Source organism: Paenibacillus silvae, assembly GCF_014639235.1.
GTDB classification, from domain to species: Bacteria; Bacillota; Bacilli; order Paenibacillales; family Paenibacillaceae; genus Paenibacillus; species Paenibacillus silvae.
Genome location: NZ_BMFU01000001.1, coordinates 634,941 through 654,615, shown reverse-complemented (window position 1 = coordinate 654,615; position 19,675 = coordinate 634,941). Strand labels below are relative to the sequence as shown.

The window sequence follows — 19,675 nt, the reverse complement described above, 5'->3', positions numbered from 1 at the left end:
TTAAGCAGACTTTTTTTGTGCTTTAGAAATCATGAATGCAGTCCTTCTTCCGGGGCAATATTTATAGGAAGTACTGAAAAGGAAGTATGCTATAATGATATTTTTGCAACGGATGACATAGGTCATATTTTGAATATATACATAGAAAGCAGGTTTAATACAAGTGAGCATAGAAAAAGAGAGCCAACGCTACCGTTTTAGTGAGGCACCAATTTGGGATTGGCAGAGAGCGTACTACGAACACAAGGGTTTGCAGGCCTGGGAGGGCAGCCAGGTACCGCAGTATATTACGAGCAACCCGTTCATTGCAACGGCGTATGCGGAGATGATTTTTGCGTTTTTGCAGGATTTGGCTGCCAGAGGTGTACAGCACGAGACGATCACCATTGTTGAGCTTGGTGCTGGATCGGGACGTTTAGCGCATCAGGTATTATACAAGCTATGTGCACTGAAAGATTTTGCAGGGATTGAGCTGCCGGTTTTTCGGTATGTCATGACAGACCTGGCTATGGAAAATGTAATGGGCTGGAGAGAACATCCCTCCATGCAGGCTTATATAGCTCAGGGACTGCTGGATTTTGCATGCTTTGATGCGATGCAGGAAAAGGAATTGAATCTGGTTGTGTCGGGAATGACCATAAGGCAGGGGGATTTGCAGCAGCCGCTGCTGCTCATTGCCAATTATTTTTTTGACAGTATTCCGCAGGAGCTGATCTATATTGGGGAGGGGCAGGTATTTGAGTGTGATCTGCTTGTGGAGCTCCCGCAAGATGTAAATACACAAGAGCCTGCCGAGATGCTGGAACAGATGTCATTACATTATACCTATCGTGCTGCCCCCGGGTATAGTTCGAACAGCGATCCATACTCCGAACTGATCGCCCTGTATCGGGCTGAACTGGAGGATTCGCACATTTTGCTTCCGAATGCGGGTCTGAGCTGTCTCGAACGCCTGGGCAAGCTGTCCCGGTCAGGCTACATGCTGATTACGGCAGATAAGGGGGATCATCGGCTGGATTACTGGAAATATGCGGAGCCGCCCGAATTTGCGCTGCATGGCAGCTTCTCGTTGTCAGCCAATTATCATGCAATCCAATATGTGCTTGAACAGCAAGGCGCTGAAGCTTATTTTACGGCCCATCATTATAAGGATCTGAACGCAGGTATGATTTTGATGCTGGAGGAACCGAACAGTTATGTGAACACAAGGCTGGCTTATCATCGCTTTGTGGAGCGATTCGGTCCAGATGATTTTTTCAGTCTCAAGGAGTGGAGCGACTCCAAGGTTCATCAGATGGAGCTGAAGCAGCTACTGCCCTTCTGGCGCCTGGGCGGGTACGATGCCGAATTTCTGATGCATGCTTATCCTCGGTTTACATATCTGTTGCCAGATGCAAGTGAGGAGGAAATGTCTGACCTTCTATCGGGGATCAGGCAGATGTGGTCCGCTTATTATAGAATGGAGAATCAGGCGCAGCTTGCCTTGATAACAGGCCAGTTGTTTATGGAGATGTTTATGTATGAAGATGCAAAGCCTTTTCTGGAGGAATCACTCACAGCTATTTCCGATGAACATAAAGTAACACATTTATATGAACTGGCTGTGTGCTGTTATGAGCTTGAACTGGAACAGGAAGCGCTTAGCTATGCTCTTCGTGTGGTTGAGTTAGACCCGAACCATCAGGATGCTGTAGTCCTTTTGAACAGTCTGGAGTGACGCTCAGTTCAGAACCGGATTGTTCAATTATTTCCATAAAAATGAAACCTGGCTCAAGTGTTGACGTATAATTAACAGAGGTTTACTTTTTAGAAGAAGGAGGGTACGCGATGAAAAAAGGGCTTTCTATTGTGTTTTATCCGTTGTTATGGCTTCTGGGGGCTTTTAGCATTCTCGGTGGTAATAGTGCCAGTATGAGCGATCTCATATTATTTGGAAAAGATATTGCACAAGAACCTGGCTACGATGGGCAAGCGATCTATGATCAGATTGAACGTAGAAATGGTTAGATACATAGTTTAATAAAAACGATAAGCCGTGTCATACCTGAACGAATGAGGTGTGATTCGGCTTTTATGCTGCAAGTCAAAGCGCTTGTCTTGTGTGGCAGAAAACTCTTAATGCAGGCATCAGGCAGACATGATGTGGATTTCGGACCGAGAGCTCATGTACAACCCCCAAGGATTGGGCGGCTAGACTTGGACATTCGCCCGGTCACTGCTGAAAAAAACGCATATGTTATGGCATACCTTGAAATTCAAAGGAGGCCAATCAAATGAGTCATGTTGGATACGGTTGTGGTAATGTTTGTGGATATGGAGCGTGGACTTCAACTAGCGCTATTCTCGTTCTCTTTATTTTGCTCGTAATCATCACAAAATCTTTCTGGCTGTAATCTAGCGTTTGGGTGTGGCAGCATCAGCTCCATCATATTGGTGGGGCTTTGCTCTCGTTCGTAGAGCCATGTATTGCATGAGTGACATTTGACAACTGAAAACAATGTGCTTAAAATCACATAAGAGACTATTATAGAGATTGAAGGGATCGCAATGCCGTTTATTCGTTTTAAAGGATTCACAGGTCACGAGCTGGAGGAGGTTGTACCTCAGATTACGGAGCAGATGGCTCTGATCACTCAACTTCCTCAGGAAAGAATGAAAGCAGAGCGTCATGATGTACAAGCCCTGACACCTTCCCCGGCCTCCATCGAGATTTTGATGTTTCAGCGTGACCAGGAAATACATGATCGGATCGCATCATGCATGCAGGCTATCCTGGAGAAGGCGGACATGCCCGATGTGCATATTTTTTTCAATATATTATCACCGAATTTGTATTATAAGCAGGGCAAGCCATTGACGGATTATCGCTTGGATTAGATTGTGAGGATTGTGAAGGCAGCAGTAGACGAGCCCGTTAACCGTGCTCGTCTTTTTTATTTGTGATGTGCGTGCCTGGGGCTGAGCTTTAGTGAAGAATGAGAGGAGTTGCGAATCAGGCGCTGAACCGTACCGATTAGCGCCAGTGCAGCCAAGGACAGGCTTGCCGCGATCCACAGTGCCAGTGGGATACCGGCATACAGGATGGTAATTGCGGTCATAATCAGTCCGATGCCTGTTACAGTATTGTTTGCAAATGAGATCAGATTGTTTGTTTTGTCCAAGTCCTCTCCTTCAATAAGCTGTGGCCGAAGAGACTCCAGAAGCAAGCATTCCCAGCGAGTTACAACGGAGAGTAAAATGAAGCTTATATATATTAAAGCGGCATATTCTGTCAGGTGAGACGATGCAAAAGCAGCCGCTATGAGCAGCAGTGCTTTGATCAAGGGCATTGCAAGCATTAGTCCTGATGCTGCAAAGTGTTTGGCCAGCCGATGGAAAATTAGCTTGGCTGCTGCATGACCGAGTGCATAAATACATAGAAGCAATACAGCATAAATAAGGGAATCTGTTTGTTTATAGGTTAGGCACGTCAGTGCAGTAATGGAGATTACCTGGATGAGTGAGAGCAACGTGCTCGCAGCCCAGAATGGATAAAATGCAATGTTCATAACGTAATGTCCTTTCTGAAACGATAATTCTATATTACGGCGCTTATTCGAATCTCACCACAAATAAAGTTATCATTTTCCCGTCAGTGCAAGGCAAAGACCAGCTACCCGAGAGACAGCTGGTCTTCTTCTTGCCATTAATTATCGGTTCATGCCATTGTAAGAGTAAATGCGATTAACAGCATAAACAGACTGGACATTCGCACCATAAGCATGTAAGATTTGCTAGGTTCGCTCTCACCATGAACGAGCCAGCCATATCGCAGGTACCAGCCAAACTTGGGGAAGCACAGATTGATCATACATAACACCATAAAGATAAAAAAGAGAGTTTTCATCACCGATCTTCCTTCCTCGTTAACCATTAACGGCCCCGCCTTGAGGTCTGGCGTTAGGAATTGCAGACAATCAGTACATGCACGATGATGACACATCATAAATGGATATCTATATAATCTGATAAGAGGCAGGAGATTGTCAACAGTTGTGTGCGGTATAATTAAGAACTATTACCCAAGAACTACAATGAATGAATAACTGTGGTACAATAATATAGATTGTATTATATCAACACATACCATCTAAAGGATGTGAGATGGAGGAGCAGACATGAGTCTATATAATCAAGTCCCCATGCAATGGGAGTTTATCATCTCAAAATTAAAATCCTCCGTTACGGTAGTTGATGCTACCTCACCTGAGCTTCCGCTCATGTATGTTAATGAACATTTTACCTCGTTAACTGGATATACGTACGCAGAGTCGATCGGCCGGAATTGCCGATTTTTACAGGGAACAGATACTGACCCCCAGACGGTTACCCGAATTCGGGAAGCATTAGTGAAGAAACAATCCATTAAGGTGGAGATATTAAACTATACCAAAAGTGGCCAGAAGTTCTGGAACGAGCTGAATATTGATCCCATTTTCAATGAATCCGGAGATTGTCTGTACTTTGTGGGGATTCAATATGATATTACGGAACGCAAATTTGTGGAACAACAGTTGAAGCTTGCCGCTTCTACGGCTGAGAAAACGAGTAGAGGGCAGCTGGAATTCATCGGTAAGTTGAACCATGAGCTTCGTACACCGCTGAACGGTATTATGGGTATGATTGAGCTTGCTGGCATGGGCGAGATCACTGAGGAACAGCAGGAATATTTGGAGCTGGCTCGTCAATCCGGGGAAGCACTCCTGAATATCGTAAATAACAGTCTGGATATGGCGAAGCTGGGGAGAGGCAAAATGGGCATGGAGCATATTGAATTTCAGCCTCTCAAGCTGATTCAGCAGATTGTGAAAACCCATGAGCCAGCGGCTGCCAATAAACAAATCCGTTTGTACTGCCATGCGGATCTGAGTATGCCTGATGTGCTCTGGGGTGATCCGCTGAGACTTCGGCAGGTACTGGATAATCTGCTGAGCAATGCGGTTAAATTTACGGAAAAAGGTGAAGTCCAGCTGCAAGTGGATGTGAAGCAGCATTCACAGGAGGAAACGATGCTCACATTCTCGGTTCGGGACACAGGCATCGGAATTCCTTCAAATCAGATAGATCAACTGTTCGATGCCTTCACTCAATCCGATATATCCCATGCGAGACGGTTTGGCGGAAGTGGTCTGGGTTTAACCATTTGCAAAGAGCTATTAGAGCTGATGAACGGCAGCATTACAGTAGATAGCGTGGAAGGAAAAGGAACGGAGTTCCATGTAATGGTCCCGTTCCTAAGCAGACAGAGTATTATTAATGCAGGATAGGAACATTGCATAACATGAGGCAGCCGGAGCAATCCGGCTGTTTTTTTATATGCATGTGATTGTTCTGCGAACTGACGTTCTGTTATAATACTAGTGTGTGATATGGGGGAGGAACATCATGAGTAAAAGACGCAGCAGAAAAAGCAGCAGAGGAAACCGTCGATACATCAAGCAAATTGTGACGTTAGCAGGTATGGTGTTGATTGCATTATATGCTTGGGCAGGGGGAGAATGGCCGCAGCAATTTCCGTCTCCAATCAATGCAACCGACAAGGGTGTTGATCATACGATTACTTTCCCTGCAGATCGGTATCCCGAGACGGCGAACCATATTCGCAAGGCGATCGAGGCGGGGCATTCGGATGTCTGCACGATTGATCGCAAGGGTGCTGAAGGGAACAGAGAGCTCTCACTCCGAGGTGTGCCGGTGAAAAAGGGCAAGGATCGGGATGAGTGGCCTATGGCGATGTGTGCCGAAGGGGGAACGGGAGCAGATATCCAGTATATTACACCCAAAGATAATCGCGGTGCAGGCTCTTGGGTAGGCAATCAGTTAAGTACATATCCGGACGGTACGCGTGTCAGATTTGTTGTGAAGTAGCAGGGTACAAGAAACAATAAGCATAAGAAGTAAGAAAAGAAAAACCAGACGTCTATCGTCTGGTTTTTTGAATATAGTCGTGCTGCCTGATGGAAAAGGTAATTCCTACAGGAAGCTAGTCTTTATCTGTTGAAGTGTGCTGCTCTCCAGGAGCGTGATTCAACATCTGGGAGACCAGATGTTATACAAGCTGCATAGTACCCAGATGGTGAGAACGAAGGGTCAACAGGCGAGTCACCTGTTCCACTTCATCAAATGGAATCCACACATTGCCCTGTACGGTGCGCAAGGAGAGAATGGAACTGTCCGCTGTGTGTTCCGGGAAGCCGGTTACGGTCTGCCCGCTCGTATTACGAACCATAACCTGTTGTTTACGTCGAATGGCAATTTCTACCTCTTTTTTCATATGTCATTACTCCTGATTAATAAGATATTTATTGCAAGGTTAAAGTTTTCAATGGTTAATTTGTCTTCTTTATCTAGTCTATCAGAACTAGGTATGGATTTCCAGTAAAGAAATAATTCAGTCATTATAGGTGAATCGACTTAGCAAAGACGTTTAGCGTTACTGAACACCGTCTTCGGGGTTATATGTAGATAAGGAAGAGGAGGGGAACGGGATGACAAAATTGCTGGTAGGGCTTGCTCATACAGAGCAGGAGGCTATTATTTTATTAAATAATCTTAGAAGAGAAGGCATTGAGGAGAAGCATTTGGGTGCTGTAGCGAAGGAGCAGCTTGATCTTGAGATGATTAGTGAGCAAACAGGGCTGCCTAAACCACTGAAGGGCGCTGGAACGGATGGTGCATTTGGAGCGCTCAAGGGCATATTGGCTGGATTGGGAAAACGCATGCATCAGACGGCATCCATCGGAACAGCGGTACGACGATTGGCGGGCAATGAGATTGGCAGTGAGACAGATGATCTGGTCTTAACGCTAACGGATGCAGGCATCACAGAAGAGGATGCCCGTTATTATGAGGAATGGCTGCTACAAGGTCATATTCTGATCTTTGTAGAGTGCGGCGAGGAACAGGCAGAGCATGTAAAAACAATTTTGCATTTTTAGTTTAATTTAAGGCTGATTTTAGGTTTCTTTAATGTTGGGGAGGTATTCTTATATCACACCTCCCTTAATATAGATGGTTTACCGGAAGTCCGGGACCGCAACTCGGACTTTCTAGGCACTGTGAGCTGACGCTTGCAGTGCCTGTTTCATTATTTTAGGAAAAAGGGTTGCATTATTAATTTATTCATGGTAAGATATTTCTTGTCGCCAAGAAAATATTACATACGCCGGGGTGGCGGAATTGGCAGACGCACAGGACTTAAAATCCTGCGGTAGGTGACTACCGTACCGGTTCGATCCCGGTCCTCGGCATCATAAAAGAGAAGGAAACTCCTTGATAAATAAGGGGTTTCCTTTTTTTTATGACTTCAAAATAAAAAAATGAATTCACAGGAATTAAGCGTCTATTTTATTCTTGGGGCGGATTGGGGACGAACTTTAGGATCGAATACATCGAGGTGGGCTGTTTTTTTACGCCTTGTTTGTTGAACTCGGTTGTAAATGTGTGACTCGTAAATGTTTAGGCCTATTCTCTTGGAACAAAAAAGGAACCATACTTATCTCTCATCTTTCTCTGAGCATCAATACCCTCTTCATAAGAAGAAGCTGAGACAATAAAAAATAATTTCTTATTCTGTCCCCAATCGCTCGCTATATTAACATGTTCGAAAGTGTCATCAAACCAGATCATATTTGAAGTTAAAAACTCCCCTGGAGTTGAAGGTTTATGATAAACAAGATTTCCCATATTGATGCCATTCTTTCTATCAAGTATATAGGTATCGAGGGTTTCGTTCTTTTTGGTAAAATCTAAGTTATCAATCGTTAATGAACCTTCAAATACATGTTGTTGAAACAAAGGTCGGTACAGTGTTCCTGATACTTTTATTGTAGTACCCTCCACTGAAGAAGGGTCATTCTCATAGAAACTTACAGCTGGGGATATTATGTTTATCTCTTTGGGGAATTTATAGAAGTATAAAAAAAGTGCTGTTACAATTCCTAAAATAACGATCACAGATATTGTTACTTTGAATACTTTGGTCTTCATAAAGACACCTTCTACTCTCGTAAAATTTAATAAGATTTGTGCGAAGTGATAATTCACAATTCGTCACAAATCTTATTTATACTACAATACTAAAACAGTAGTGCTGGGGGAAAGGTTTTTTACATAAATAGCTTTAACTAGTGTATCTCCAACTTCTCACAATTTAGTGACTTTAACAAGTGCATTTAAAATAGAAAATAAAAAACTTACTCAATGAAAATTATTTAAAATAATACTTCCCTAATTTCTCCCTTCACCCCGCATAGCTCATAAACACACCCCTTGCATAATACATATCAGAAAGTGGATTCGGCTGTCTTTTTATGAAGTAAGATCACAATGGTGTATACTATCCATAGGCATATATTCCCTTTCACCCTGCCTGCGGATTGAGTTCCAATACAATATTACACATCTTTGGAGTGCTTGTGTAATTTTCGCATGTGAACGAGTATCCAGTCATCAACCTATACGACAATTTAATGGACGGAGGACTCTATTTATGTTGAAACAGCTTAAACCCTTCAAGGTGTTACAGGAGCGCAGAATCGAAGAACTGCAATCGGATGCGTACCTGCTGGAACATGAGAAATCCGGTGCTCACATTGTACTGCTATCCAACAGCGACGATAACAAGGTGTTCAGCATTGGCTTTCGCACACCTCCCGAGGATGATACCGGGGTAGCCCATATTCTGGAGCACTCTGTGCTCTGCGGGTCGAAGAAGTTCCCGGCCAAGGATTCCTTTGTGGAGCTGCTGAAGGGGTCCCTGAATACATTTTTGAATGCGATGACATACCCGGACAAAACGATCTATCCGGTGGCCAGCCGCAATGACCATGACTTTCATAACTTGATGGATGTGTATCTGGATGCGGTGTTAAATACGAACATCTATGAGAATGAAAAAATATTTCTGCAGGAGGGCTGGAATTACAATCTCACTTCTGCGGATGATGAACTGACGTACAACGGCGTTGTATATAACGAGATGAAGGGTGCCTTTTCTTCGCCAGAACGGATGGTGAGACGTGAAGTGCTGAACTCCCTTTTCCCGGATACAACGTACTCCTGTGAGTCTGGCGGGTTCCCGGAGGCGATTCTGGACCTGACCTATGAAGGACTGCTTGATTTCCACAAACGATACTATCATCCGTCCAACAGCTACATCTACCTGTACGGTGACATGGACATGGAAGAGAAGCTGCAATGGCTGGATGAAAATTACCTGAGCAGCTATGATCGGATCGAGATTGAATCGGAGATCAAGCTGCAACCTGCCTTCCCGGCACGGGTGGATACGGTGAAGTCGTACTCTGCGGGAAGCACGGAATCCGAAGTGGACAACAGCTTTTTGACCTATAATGCGGTAATTGGCACAAGTCTGGACAAGGAACTGAACATTTCGTTTCAAATTTTATTATATGCGCTGCTCAATGCACCTGGGGCTGTGCTGAAGCAGGCACTGCTGGATAAAGGCATCGCCAAGGATGTTTATGGCTCTTATGATGACAGCCTGTATCAGCCTGTGTTCACGGTAGGACTCAAGAAGAGCAATCTGTCAAGCAAGGATGAATTCCTCGGAACGATCAAGGAAGTGCTGGAGAGAGTGGTCAAGGAAGGCTTTGACCCGAAAGCGCTGCTTGCCGGTATTAATTCGTACGAATTCAATCACCGGGAAGCGGACTTTGGCCGTATGCCCAAAGGGCTGATCTACGGATTCTCGTCCCTGCAAAGCTGGCTGTATGACAAGGAGGCGCCTTTCACCCATTTGGAGGCGAATGATGTATTTGCAGAGCTTCGCACGAAAATGAAGCAAGGTTACTTTGAACAGCTGATCGAGAAATATCTGTTGCAAAACACACATACCTCGTTTGTGGCACTGACGCCAGACAAAGGCTTGAATGCACGTAAGGAAGAGGCGCTGAAGGCACGTCTGAAATCGGTGCAGGCCGGACTTAGCCCGGAAGAAGTGCAGGAGATGATTAAACGTACGGAGGCACTCGCGGAGTACCAGAATACCCCTTCAACCAAGGAACAGCAGCAGGTGATTCCAACGCTGTCGATTGAGGATATTGACACGAAGGCATCCAGGCTCTACCAAACGGTGAACAATGTTGATGGCACAACCATTCTGCATCACAATCTGTATACGAACGGTATCGGTTATTTGAGGCTGCTGTTTGATATCAAGGACGTGCCGCGCCGCCTGCTGCCTTATGCTGGTTTGTTGAAAAATGTACTGGGATACGTGGATACACAGAACTACTCCTTCAATGAGTTGTCGAATGAGATTCACATCCATTCCGGCGGTATCAACAGCGGGCTTGGCACGTATGCGAACGCACATCAGCATGAAGACTTCAAAGCGACGTATGAATTTAACGCCAAGGTACTGTATGACAAACTCGGATTTGCCTTTGATATGATCAAGGAGATCGTGTTTACCTCCCGTTTTGACAATACGAAGCGACTTTTCGAGATCATCTCTCAAGTCAAAGGTAACTTGCAGCGCAACCTGATCAACAGCGGTCATTCGGCGGGGATTGCAAGATCGTCCTCGAAGCATTCGGCCGTTGCTGATTTCAGAGAAGCAGTTAGCGGCATTGCATACTATCAATGGCTTGAGGATCTGCAGTCGAATTTTGATGCGAAAAAAGAACAGCTGTCCGCCAGTCTGCAAGAGCTGATGGGTTACATTTTCAGACCGGAAAATCTGCTGGTCAGCTACACTGCGGATGATCAAGGATACGAAGGCCTGGAGCAGCAGGTCTCCGGCCTGAAATCCATGCTGTTCACTCAAGAAGTAGCGAAGGAAGCCTTTACGTTCACACCTGCCACACATAACGAAGGGTTCCGTTCTCCATCCGAAGTCCAGTATGTGGTGCAAACCGGGAACTATATCGACAAGGGCTATGCCTATACCGGCTCGCTCCGTGTATTGCAGGGGATCTTGTCCCTCGATTATCTGTGGAACAACATTCGCGCCAAAGGCGGAGCTTACGGCTGCATGTCCGGCTTCAGACGGAATGGGGACAGCTACCTGGCCTCCTACCGTGATCCGAATCTGGATAAAACGTATAAGGTATACGAGGGGATACCACAATATTTGAACGATTTCCGTGCAGATGAACGGGAGATGACACGGTATATTATTGGTGCAATTCAGGATCTGGATACGCCAAGAACGCCGTACAGTGAAGGGGCCTTCTCGCTGGAATGTTATCTGTCCAATGTGACGGAAGCGGACCTGCAGCGGGAGCGGGATGAGGTGCTGCGTACGAAGGAGAGCGACATTAACGGCTTTGCCGGACTCGTCTCTGCGATTCTGGAGCAGAAGCAGCGCTGCGTCATTGGCAACGAGCACAAGATTGAGGAGCAGAAGCAGCAGTTTGACGAAACGCTGGACCTGATTAAACACTAGGCGACACCGCTACAGTGTGCTCATAAACACATTCAAACTTTAACGCAGAAAACAGAGACTTGCTGGAAAAGAGAAACGCTTGCTTAAAGCTTTCTGTAAGAAAGCTGCCTCGGCGTGCTGCGTGTGAACATCCTTAAGCTTACATCAAAGACACCTGCTTGGGCTGGAATGAACAGCTTCGGCAGGTGTTTTTGGCTTGTCGTCGTTTCATTGCTGCTTCAGGTGATTTGCCAGACTCAGGTTACAGCAAGCATATTGTAAATTTTGAGTGTGCGCAGATCCTCTTTGGAAATTTTCAGCTCATTATAGAGCTCCGGCGTTTCTGGCAGCGGGGTGCGAGAGAAGAGCATTTTCAGCGCAATCGGCATGAAGGGCCTGAACGAGACACCAGCCATCAGCCCCCATTTTTTCTCCGACTCCTGAAATGACGCCAAAATATTAATATACAGATTTTCGAGCGGTGTAGCCTGGTTTTTCAGAATCAGGGTGGTGAGCGTGTCATAATGCTCCGTATGCCCCCAGTACATATTTTCACATTCCTGATAATTCTCAAAATCCTTCACATTCATATACATCACCGTGCGATAGCGATTGGCATCCGATTGAGCCATCATGTCAATGACGCAGCGAATGAGGCTGTTGTTTCGACCGTCGTAGAAATACGAATAGAAGCGGGTCGAGTTTTTGAAAAAGCTGGACTGGACTGTATTCATCAGCGGTGAGGCATGTCTCGGTTCTTTGTAAAGCAGCTGTTCCACCTGGATGTTCAGCGCGTCCGCAATCTGGTGCAGTGTCACCAGGTCCAGTGTAATATCCCCGCTCTCATATTTGGAAAGCGTTCCTTTGCTTTTGAAAATCTGGTCTGCCAGCTGCTGTATGGTGAGTCCGCGCCATTTGCGGAAGTTCTTTATTTTTTTGCCAACCTCTTGATTGATGTTGTTCATAGGGTAGGGCAGCTCCTTCGTAGAGGTGATGTTTCCTGAGAATAGATGAAAAAGATGAAAAACTTTCGTAAAAGCAAATACCTATAAGAAATATATCACTTTTACAGCAAAAAGACTATTCTAAGGAAACATTGAATGGATTCTGTTTCTTTAGAGTAGATTCTCTTGCATTTGATGCAACTTCGGCGACATGGAACAATAGGGGCAGAAGCAGTGAATCGAGAGTGACCCAAAGTGACCAAAAGTGACCAAAAGACAATCAGAGGAGTTAATCACATGACGAAGATGAACCAGACCAACAATAGTACGGAGCGCGCCAAGTCCTATAATTTTGACGAGATTATTGATCGCACCGGAACCAATGCCATGAATACGGACGGTTTTCGCCAATATATTTTCAATGCAACAAGTGAGATGACCTTTCCCTTCAAAGACGAAGAGATGATCCGCATGTGGATTGCCGATATGGATTTTGCGACCCCGCCCGAGATTCTGGATGCGGTGAAGCAGCGGCTGGATCGACGGATTATGGGATATTCACAAATTTTTGATCCAGCGTATTACGAAGCGGTTGCGAGCTGGATGAAGCGTTATTACGATTGGTGCTTCCCGAAGGAGCATTTGGAGACGTCGAATGGCATTATTCCTGCGCTCTACGAACTGGTGGAATATATCTGCCAGCCGGACGAGAAGGTGTTGATCTTGACGCCTTCCTATGGATTTTTCAAGTCGGCAGCGGATCATAACCGGCTCGAACTGGTGTGCTCGGACATGATTAATGAGCAAGGGCAATATACGATTGATTTTAAGGATTTTGAAGCAAAGGCGAGGCACGAGAAGGTTCGTGTATGTATTTTCTGTAACCCGCATAATCCGTCTGGACGCATCTGGAGCACGGAGGAGCTGGAGCGGGTGGGTGAGATCTGTCTGAGCAATGATGTATGGATCATTTCAGATGAGATTCATTGTGATCTGCTGCGCACGGGAAAAACACATACCCCGCTTGCAAAGCTGTTTCCGGCTACCGACCGTATCATTACCTGCATGTCTCCGAGCAAAACGTTTAACATGGCGGGGCTGATGTTCTCGAATGTCATCATTCCGAACAAAGGTCTTCGGGATATTTGGCAAGCACGTCATTACGGCTTCAAAAACCCGCTTAGCATCGCGGCCACTCAGGCAGCATATGAGCATGGTGATGCATGGCTGCGTCAGCTGAAGCTATATCTGGACGGCAATTTTGCGTATGTTGACGAATATGTAAAGCAGCATCTGCCACTTGCCGTGTTTCACATTCCGGATGCCACGTATCTGGCCTGGATTGATATTGCGCCTTACGCGCCGAAGGATGTAAGTCTGCCTCTGTTTTTTGCGGAGCAGGCAGGTGTGCTGCTGGAGGATGGCGGGATGTTTGTGGCGAATGGGGAAGGATATATCCGTTTGAATCTGGCTTGCCCCCGTTCGATCCTGAAAGAGGGCTTGAGCCGAATCAGTCGTGTACTGGTGAAGCAGCAGGAGGATATGTTGTCTGTGACCGTATAGCAGAGCAGTCGGTGTCACTCACCCTTACAATTTAGATTTTTCTGAAAAAAATACGATGAACTTCAAGGGCGGAGCAGTGTACATGACTGTTTCGCCCTTTCAGGCGTTCACACGCCTCAATCCCCGCTTCTGGTCTGACGTCCGCGGTTATGTTAAAATGGTGGATAGTCTATGAGCCGCAGATTGGTCGGTTCTTGCAGGGAAGAGCCCATCCAGACGGGCTGTACGGGTATACATTCATCAGGGGAAGGGAGTCTATACAATATGTTTGGAAATGATTGGGATGAGGTACTGCAGCAGGAGACGCAGGCTGACTATTTTAACAACATCCGTTATGCGCTTGCTGCCGAGTACAAAACACAGACCGTTTATCCACCCAAGGAGGATTTGTTCTCAGCGTTAAAGCTGACTCCGTATCACGAGGTCAAAGCTGTAATCATTGGCCAGGACCCTTATCACGGTGCAGGACAAGCGCACGGATTAAGCTTTTCGGTCAGACCGGGGGTGCGTGTTCCGCCTTCATTGAAAAATATATACAAAGAGCTTCAGGATGATCTGGGAGTGCCTGTCCCCAAGCATGGTTCACTTATTCATTGGGCAGAACAAGGGGTGCTGCTGCTGAATGCAGTGCTGACCGTGCGGGAAGGTCAGCCTAACTCACATCAGGGATTGGGCTGGCAGACGTTCACGGATGCAGTTATTCGTGAGCTGAATGAACGTACAGAGCCAATGGTGTACATGCTCTGGGGAAGTCATGCGCAGAAGAAGGGTGCTTTTATCAACAGAGACAAACATCTGGTGCTGGAATCAACACATCCGAGTCCACTGGCGGCACATCGCGGTTTTCTGGGCAGCAGACCTTTTTCCAAAGCCAATGAATTTCTCGTCTCCCAAGGTATTAAACCGATTGATTGGACAATACCTGAAAACTAGACAAGTTGAACCAATCACTTACACAAGGAACGGAGAAGACAGAAAAAAACTGGAAAAGCGAAGCGGTCGCCTTTATCACCGGATTTTCCCCTTGAGAGAGGGAATCCAAAAATCCGGGGATAACAGCGATTGGAAGGTTATTCTGTCATCGGAGTTTCCGTGTAAACATCCTTAGTTCAACGGATATAGATATAGTGGAGGCGAGCACATTGCGACATTGGATTGGACGAAAAGTAGCAGTATATCGGGCAACAGGAATTCGCGAGCCTCTGAAGGGAACGCTGATGGAGTGGGATGAAGAAACAGAATGTGTTCGAATCGGACCGAAACGGATCAAGGTATCGTTCGACAATATTGCAATGATCAGACCTCTCCCTGACGAAAGCCTGCCTCTGAAGAAGGCGCGTTCGGAAGTGCACAAGATCGGTTATGTCATGAAGAAGGCAGTCCAGTTCGAGAATGCGATCTATTTCAAGTCGCAGATTATGATCTGGCGGCGGGCCAAAATTGTAGCGTTATGCACAACGATTGTAAGACATGATGAGGATCAGGTCGAACTGGAAGACGGACGATTGCTTCGCAAGGACAAGCATATGTTTGTCGTGCGTTCACGGCGCGGCATACGGTAGTTCGACTTGATATTTAATACAGTTTTCATACTGCGATCATATGGCATTAATGTTTCAACCTTATAGTAGGTAATAACAACCCCTTCTAAATTAATGTGTATGGATTTGGGAACCCGGCCGGCTGCAAACGGTCGGGTATTTTTTTGATTTTTTGTCATGAAGGAGCAGGAGGGGGACGTGGATCGCCTTGGAAATGTTTTGAGTTTTGGATGAAATCTGAGCTGGATGTAGCTGCTTCGTATTTTTGTTCTGTTCATGTCTTGTAACATAGCAATGACATTTATGTTATATACTACTGAGATATAGAAGTTGAACAACTATCTATATCCTCTCTTTAGTTCAACTTGGATAGATCATAAGAAGGAGTGAAACCGATTGAAACGGATATGTGTTTTTGCAGGTTCTAATCCGGGAAATCACGCTGACTATACCCGGCATGCTGCGGGGTTGGGTAAACAGATTGCCGACAGTGGGTATGCACTTGTCTATGGCGGCTCTTGCATGGGATTGATGGGTGCCGTGGCAGATGCTGCTCTTGCGGCAGGTGGAGAAGTGATTGGTGTGATGCCCACAGGTTTGTTCAGAGGCGAGGTAGTCCATAGCGGGCTGACTCAACTGATTGAGGTGGGGACGATGCATGAACGCAAAGCAACGATGGCCCAGCTGTCCGATGGCTTCATCGCCCTGCCGGGAGGCATGGGCACGTTTGAAGAATTGTTTGAGGTGCTTTGCTGGGCACAGATCGGCATCCATCGCAAGCCTGTCGGTTTGTTGAATGTGAACGGATATTATGAACCACTGATGAGATTGGTCGAGCACAGCGTACATGAAGGTTTCTCCAATACATCGCATCTCAGTCTGTGGAGTCTGGAGTCTGATCCGGCTGAACTGCTTGCGCAGATGGCTGCTTACATTCCCAAGGAGCTAACCCAGAAATGGTCTCAGCTGAGCGAAAAATAAATGGATCAAGACCTTCAATGGCTGATCCCCTCTTCCAGAGAAAAACTTCTTCACCTGCCCAATCAAAAAGCGCTTGCGGACATAGTCTATAGTGTACTTTGATGAAGAGGGGAGTGTCACTCATGAGCGAACTCAAAGGTGCAGGTTACGGGTACTGCGGAGGTTTCGGCGGTGGAGCCTGGACATCTACAGGCGCCATTTTGGTATTGTTTATCCTGCTGGTTATCATCTCCCGCACGTTCGTACTGTAATTCAGACCATTCCTTGACGGATGAGGGCTGCCTGGGAGCAGCGCCCGAACAATATGGCCTTTCCAAAGAGACGCCGGTGGCTGCCGGCGTTTCCGGGGAACGGTTTTTTGGTTTTTTAGAAAAAGAACCCGGCTGCCCTTAACGAGACAGAATCGGGTTATACCGTAATTTCTGTAGTGCCACTGCTAGGCAAAATCAGTGTTTTCCAGGCAATGTATAGTCCGATAGCTGAAGCAATCAGTGCAAGAATGGCTGCAACTAAGGCCAGCTGATCCAGTGTGTTTTGTTTAGGACCGTCGACAGAGGACTGATTACTCGTTCGGTCAGGTATAGCGAGTCCTCGAACGGAAGCTCGCGGACTCACTTGTCGTGATCCAGGATGTCCGAGTGGTGGGTTAGATTTGGTCCTTGGTCCTGTTCCGTTCTTTACTGAATGGCGCGGTGAAGACTTCTGAGAGGAGAGAATTCTGGCAGATCCCGAGTGCTTCCTGGTTAGTGGTTTCAAAGGGCAACCTCCTTACAGCGGAGTGCAGTTGTCTATGACTGATATTATATTATGTTGATTTTCAGATTGAGTTCGCAAAAATGAGTGAATCCCCAGCCCGTTAAATGTGGCTGCATTGAAGCTCGGTATGGCCTTTTTGTGTGCATAAAAATGTGGAAATATTCATATCTGCAAGAAATATGTCCTTTTTGTCCCTTGTCAGAGTGGAAGGTTTCACTTACAATGTTCTATGGGAATGAGAATCAATATCAATAAGAAGCGGCATTATTAGAGAGGTGATTGTTATGTACATACGGTTAACAGACTTCATTCATAACACAGGTGGACAAGCATGAGCTCCAATCCTTCATCTGTGCATTCCGAATCGAATACGGAGTCACCAACAGCCAAAATCCATACACGACCGTGGGCAGCTACGCTCATTCTCACAGGAGGCATTCTGCTGCTGCTTCTAGGGATGGCTTTGTCCATTTCATTCGGCGCTGCAGATATACAGCTTGGTGTGGTGTGGAAGGCTGTGTTCAATTTTAATCCCGATCTGACTCCACATCAGATCATATGGGAAATCCGGCTGCCGCGTGTGCTTGGCGGGGCGATGGTCGGCGCTTGTTTTGCTGTCGCAGGGGCGATTATGCAGGGCATGACTCGTAACCCGCTGGCAGATTCGGGGCTGCTCGGGCTGAACGCTGGCGCTGGCTTTGCACTGGCGATCTGCTTTGCCTTTTTCCCAGGCATGCCATATATGTACATCATTATGTATTCATTCCTCGGCGCAGGGCTTGGCGTGCTGCTTGTATATGGCTTCGGTGCAGCCTCCCGATCAGGCCTGACGCCGCTTCGTCTGGTGCTGGCTGGTGCTGCCGTATCGGCCATGCTGTCTGCGCTAAGTGAGGGAATCGCACTTTACTTCCGAATTGGACAAGATCTGGCCTTCTGGACTGCCGGAGGTGTAGCCGGAACGAAATGGTCGCATCTTCAGGTCATGTTCCCATGGGTGCTCGGGGCACTTATCGTTGGACTGATCATCTCACGTTCCATTACCCTGCTCAGTCTGGGCGAGGATATTGCGGTGGGATTGGGACAACGCACGGGTCTGATCAAGCTGCTGGGTCTGATCGTTGTTCTTATTCTGGCAGGTACTGCTGTATCGGTAGTAGGTGCTGTCGGTTTTGTGGGTCTGATCATTCCCCACCTCACACGAAAGCTCGTCGGGGTGGATTATCGCTGGATTATTCCTTGTTCGGCGGTCATGGGCAGTCTGCTGCTCGTATTCTCGGATCTGGCAGCACGTATGATTAACCCGCCGTACGAGACGCCGATTGGTGCGCTGGTTGCCCTGATCGGGGTACCCTTCTTCCTGTATCTCGCGCGGAAAGAAAGGAGGACGCTGTAATGGGTTCCTCAACGATGGTTGGTGCAGAACGCAAGAAGAGAAACAAAAGCATTTTTGTGCTCATTGTGCTCGGTCTTTTGATTATTACGGCTTTTATTATCAGTATGAATACCGGGTTTACCAAGCTTTCGCCGCTTGAGGTGCTGCGTACGCTGTTTGGAGGCGGTACAGCGAAGCAGGAGCTGATTCTGTTCGAGTTCCGTCTGCCGCGTATCGTCATCTCGGTGCTGATTGGCGCCGGGCTTGCCCTGTCCGGCTGTATCATGCAGGGGGTATCACGCAATGCGCTCGCCGATCCGGGCATTCTTGGAATTAATGCAGGAGCGGGACTCGCCGTTATGCTGTTTGTTTCCTTTTTCCCGACAACGACAGCTGCTCCGGTCTTCCTGCTTCCGATTCTTGCCCTGATCGGTTCAGGCTTTGCCGCATTTCTGATCTATGTGCTTTCCTACAAAAAAGGCGAAGGCATTATGCCTACACGTATGCTGCTGACGGGCATCGGTATTGCAGCTGGTATCAGCTCGGCCATGATTGTTCTAACACTGCGGCTTAGCCCGGAAAAATATCAGTTTGTAGCCACTTGGCTTGCGGGCAGCATCTGGGGTTCCAATTGGAAATTTGTTATGGCCCTGCTGCCATTTATTGTTGTGCTTGTTCCGTTTGTACTGACCAAGTCGCGTGTGCTTAACGTTTTAAATCTGGGAGATCAGACAGCAAGCGGCCTCGGTGCCTCCGTAGAGCGTGAACGACTGATTCTGCTTGCGGCTGCTGTTGGTCTTGCGGCATCATCTGTATCGGTCAGCGGCGGAATCGGCTTTGTGGGTCTGATTGGCCCTCACCTGGCACGCCGGCTTGTAGGACCGAAACATCAGTTTTTGCTGCCAGCTTCAGCTCTTGTCGGATCATTGCTTGTTCTCGTTGCGGATACGCTTGGACGTGTCATTCTGCAACCTTCGGAGATCCCGGCTGGAATACTGGTAGCTATTCTTGGAGCTCCATACTTCCTGTATCTATTAAGCAGGACGAAATAAAAGGTAATCATCATCTTGACGGAGGATTGCCGTAA

21 protein-coding genes and 1 tRNA gene are annotated in these 19,675 nt (G+C 46.8%); 16 read left to right on the top strand and 6 right to left on the bottom strand.

Annotation, left to right across the window (positions count from 1 at the left end):
• Positions 1-163: 163 nt before the first annotated feature.
• The 4 genes from IEW26_RS02955 (at position 164) to IEW26_RS02945 (ending at position 2,877) form a co-directional block, all read left to right on the top strand.
• Complete coding sequence (locus tag IEW26_RS02955) at positions 164-1,717, top strand: tetratricopeptide repeat protein (RefSeq protein ID WP_229729625.1); 1,554 nt, start codon at positions 164-166, stop codon at positions 1,715-1,717.
• A gap of 110 nt (positions 1,718-1,827) precedes the next feature.
• The gene (locus tag IEW26_RS02950; protein WP_111272231.1) at positions 1,828-2,007 is read left to right on the top strand and encodes a hypothetical protein; all 180 of its coding nucleotides are present in this window, start codon (positions 1,828-1,830) and stop codon (positions 2,005-2,007) included.
• 266 nt (positions 2,008-2,273) lie between these two features.
• Complete coding sequence (locus tag IEW26_RS30220; RefSeq protein WP_110898472.1) at positions 2,274-2,393, top strand: sporulation protein YjcZ; 120 nt, start codon at positions 2,274-2,276, stop codon at positions 2,391-2,393.
• Positions 2,394-2,547: 154 nt separating this feature from the next.
• Positions 2,548-2,877 (top strand): DUF1904 family protein, encoded by a 330-nt coding sequence (locus IEW26_RS02945; protein ID WP_110898471.1) that lies wholly within the window; start codon positions 2,548-2,550, stop codon positions 2,875-2,877.
• A 56-nt stretch (positions 2,878-2,933) separates the two neighbouring features.
• Here IEW26_RS02945 and IEW26_RS02940 read toward each other — a convergent pair whose 3' ends face one another.
• Both IEW26_RS02940 and IEW26_RS02935 read right to left on the bottom strand, forming a co-directional pair.
• Positions 2,934-3,548 (bottom strand): hypothetical protein, encoded by a 615-nt coding sequence (locus IEW26_RS02940; RefSeq protein ID WP_188591210.1) that lies wholly within the window; start codon positions 3,546-3,548, stop codon positions 2,934-2,936.
• Positions 3,549-3,697: 149 nt separating this feature from the next.
• Positions 3,698-3,913 (bottom strand): DUF6199 family natural product biosynthesis protein, encoded by a 216-nt coding sequence (locus IEW26_RS02935; RefSeq protein WP_229729624.1) that lies wholly within the window; start codon positions 3,911-3,913, stop codon positions 3,698-3,700.
• Positions 3,914-4,157: 244 nt separating this feature from the next.
• On the opposite strand from IEW26_RS02935, the gene IEW26_RS02930 reads away from it, so the two are divergent.
• Together IEW26_RS02930 and IEW26_RS02925 are read left to right on the top strand one after the other, a co-directional pair.
• Positions 4,158-5,306, top strand: coding sequence for a sensor histidine kinase (locus IEW26_RS02930; protein WP_188591209.1), 1,149 nt, complete (start codon positions 4,158-4,160; stop codon positions 5,304-5,306).
• A 118-nt stretch (positions 5,307-5,424) separates the two neighbouring features.
• Positions 5,425-5,907, top strand: coding sequence for a NucA/NucB deoxyribonuclease domain-containing protein (locus IEW26_RS02925; RefSeq protein ID WP_188591208.1), 483 nt, complete (start codon positions 5,425-5,427; stop codon positions 5,905-5,907).
• A gap of 181 nt (positions 5,908-6,088) precedes the next feature.
• Here the strand turns inward: IEW26_RS02925 and IEW26_RS02920 are convergent, their stop codons facing one another.
• Entirely contained in the window at positions 6,089-6,313 is a 225-nt protein-coding gene (locus tag IEW26_RS02920; RefSeq protein WP_188591207.1) for a hypothetical protein, read from the bottom strand.
• Between the two features lie 214 nt (positions 6,314-6,527).
• On the opposite strand from IEW26_RS02920, the gene IEW26_RS02915 reads away from it, so the two are divergent.
• Both IEW26_RS02915 and IEW26_RS02910 read left to right on the top strand, forming a co-directional pair.
• The gene (locus IEW26_RS02915) at positions 6,528-6,977 is read left to right on the top strand and encodes a general stress protein (protein ID WP_111272239.1); all 450 of its coding nucleotides are present in this window, start codon (positions 6,528-6,530) and stop codon (positions 6,975-6,977) included.
• Between the two features lie 226 nt (positions 6,978-7,203).
• Positions 7,204-7,289 (top strand) — tRNA-Leu (locus IEW26_RS02910).
• Positions 7,290-7,503: 214 nt separating this feature from the next.
• On the opposite strand, the gene IEW26_RS02905 is transcribed toward IEW26_RS02910, so the two are convergent.
• A complete protein-coding gene (locus IEW26_RS02905; RefSeq protein ID WP_188591206.1) occupies positions 7,504-8,028 on the bottom strand; it encodes a hypothetical protein in 525 nt (174 codons plus the stop codon).
• Between the two features lie 502 nt (positions 8,029-8,530).
• On the opposite strand from IEW26_RS02905, the gene IEW26_RS02900 reads away from it, so the two are divergent.
• Positions 8,531-11,452 (top strand): insulinase family protein, encoded by a 2,922-nt coding sequence (locus tag IEW26_RS02900; protein ID WP_188591205.1) that lies wholly within the window; start codon positions 8,531-8,533, stop codon positions 11,450-11,452.
• Between the two features lie 236 nt (positions 11,453-11,688).
• Here the strand turns inward: IEW26_RS02900 and IEW26_RS02895 are convergent, their stop codons facing one another.
• Entirely contained in the window at positions 11,689-12,396 is a 708-nt protein-coding gene (locus IEW26_RS02895; protein WP_111272242.1) for a helix-turn-helix domain-containing protein, read from the bottom strand.
• Between the two features lie 276 nt (positions 12,397-12,672).
• Here IEW26_RS02895 and IEW26_RS02890 point away from each other — a divergent pair, with 276 nt between their 5' ends.
• From IEW26_RS02890 to IEW26_RS30540, 5 genes are all read left to right on the top strand, one after another.
• Positions 12,673-13,938, top strand: coding sequence for a MalY/PatB family protein (locus IEW26_RS02890; RefSeq protein WP_308423437.1), 1,266 nt, complete (start codon positions 12,673-12,675; stop codon positions 13,936-13,938).
• Between the two features lie 264 nt (positions 13,939-14,202).
• Positions 14,203-14,871, top strand: a complete 669-nt coding sequence (gene ung, locus IEW26_RS02885) for a uracil-DNA glycosylase (RefSeq protein WP_188591655.1) — start codon at positions 14,203-14,205, stop codon at positions 14,869-14,871.
• Between the two features lie 209 nt (positions 14,872-15,080).
• The gene (locus tag IEW26_RS02880) at positions 15,081-15,500 is read left to right on the top strand and encodes a hypothetical protein (RefSeq protein ID WP_145404043.1); all 420 of its coding nucleotides are present in this window, start codon (positions 15,081-15,083) and stop codon (positions 15,498-15,500) included.
• A gap of 375 nt (positions 15,501-15,875) precedes the next feature.
• Positions 15,876-16,460: an LOG family protein gene (locus IEW26_RS02875; protein ID WP_188591204.1), complete on the top strand. Its 585-nt coding sequence runs from the start codon at positions 15,876-15,878 to the stop codon at positions 16,458-16,460.
• Between the two features lie 122 nt (positions 16,461-16,582).
• The gene (locus tag IEW26_RS30540; protein ID WP_260866392.1) at positions 16,583-16,711 is read left to right on the top strand and encodes a hypothetical protein; all 129 of its coding nucleotides are present in this window, start codon (positions 16,583-16,585) and stop codon (positions 16,709-16,711) included.
• 157 nt (positions 16,712-16,868) lie between these two features.
• Here the strand turns inward: IEW26_RS30540 and IEW26_RS02870 are convergent, their stop codons facing one another.
• On the bottom strand, positions 16,869-17,216 hold the full coding sequence (locus tag IEW26_RS02870) for a hypothetical protein (protein ID WP_145404039.1): 348 nt from the start codon (positions 17,214-17,216) through the stop codon (positions 16,869-16,871).
• Positions 17,217-17,547: 331 nt separating this feature from the next.
• On the opposite strand from IEW26_RS02870, the gene IEW26_RS02865 reads away from it, so the two are divergent.
• Together IEW26_RS02865 and IEW26_RS02860 are read left to right on the top strand one after the other, a co-directional pair.
• Positions 17,548-18,609, top strand: coding sequence for a FecCD family ABC transporter permease (locus tag IEW26_RS02865; RefSeq protein ID WP_145404038.1), 1,062 nt, complete (start codon positions 17,548-17,550; stop codon positions 18,607-18,609).
• Complete coding sequence (locus IEW26_RS02860) at positions 18,609-19,640, top strand: FecCD family ABC transporter permease (protein WP_145404036.1); 1,032 nt, start codon at positions 18,609-18,611, stop codon at positions 19,638-19,640. The genes IEW26_RS02865 and IEW26_RS02860 overlap by 1 nt, the downstream gene beginning before the upstream one ends.
• Positions 19,641-19,675 lie beyond the last annotated feature (35 nt).

Bases quoted from the DNA above. Each gene is read 5' to 3' on its own strand.
- IEW26_RS02865 (WP_145404038.1), top strand. From the start codon at position 17,548: ATGAGCTCCAATCCTTCATCTGTGCATTCCGAATCGAATACGGAGTCA.
- IEW26_RS02860 (WP_145404036.1), top strand. From the start codon at position 18,609: ATGGGTTCCTCAACGATGGTTGGTGCAGAACGCAAGAAGAGAAACAAA.
- IEW26_RS30540 (WP_260866392.1), top strand. From the start codon at position 16,583: ATGAGCGAACTCAAAGGTGCAGGTTACGGGTACTGCGGAGGTTTCGGC.
- IEW26_RS02895 (WP_111272242.1), bottom strand. From the start codon at position 12,396: ATGAACAACATCAATCAAGAGGTTGGCAAAAAAATAAAGAACTTCCGC.
- IEW26_RS02900 (WP_188591205.1), top strand. From the start codon at position 8,531: ATGTTGAAACAGCTTAAACCCTTCAAGGTGTTACAGGAGCGCAGAATC.
- IEW26_RS02940 (WP_188591210.1), bottom strand. From the start codon at position 3,548: ATGAACATTGCATTTTATCCATTCTGGGCTGCGAGCACGTTGCTCTCA.
- IEW26_RS02945 (WP_110898471.1), top strand. From the start codon at position 2,548: ATGCCGTTTATTCGTTTTAAAGGATTCACAGGTCACGAGCTGGAGGAG.
- IEW26_RS02890 (WP_308423437.1), top strand. From the start codon at position 12,673: ATGACGAAGATGAACCAGACCAACAATAGTACGGAGCGCGCCAAGTCC.
- ung (WP_188591655.1), top strand. From the start codon at position 14,203: ATGTTTGGAAATGATTGGGATGAGGTACTGCAGCAGGAGACGCAGGCT.
- IEW26_RS02905 (WP_188591206.1), bottom strand. From the start codon at position 8,028: ATGAAGACCAAAGTATTCAAAGTAACAATATCTGTGATCGTTATTTTA.
- IEW26_RS02915 (WP_111272239.1), top strand. From the start codon at position 6,528: ATGACAAAATTGCTGGTAGGGCTTGCTCATACAGAGCAGGAGGCTATT.
- IEW26_RS02930 (WP_188591209.1), top strand. From the start codon at position 4,158: ATGAGTCTATATAATCAAGTCCCCATGCAATGGGAGTTTATCATCTCA.
- IEW26_RS02935 (WP_229729624.1), bottom strand. From the start codon at position 3,913: ATGGTTAACGAGGAAGGAAGATCGGTGATGAAAACTCTCTTTTTTATC.
- IEW26_RS30220 (WP_110898472.1), top strand. From the start codon at position 2,274: ATGAGTCATGTTGGATACGGTTGTGGTAATGTTTGTGGATATGGAGCG.
- IEW26_RS02925 (WP_188591208.1), top strand. From the start codon at position 5,425: ATGAGTAAAAGACGCAGCAGAAAAAGCAGCAGAGGAAACCGTCGATAC.
- IEW26_RS02950 (WP_111272231.1), top strand. From the start codon at position 1,828: ATGAAAAAAGGGCTTTCTATTGTGTTTTATCCGTTGTTATGGCTTCTG.
- IEW26_RS02920 (WP_188591207.1), bottom strand. From the start codon at position 6,313: ATGAAAAAAGAGGTAGAAATTGCCATTCGACGTAAACAACAGGTTATG.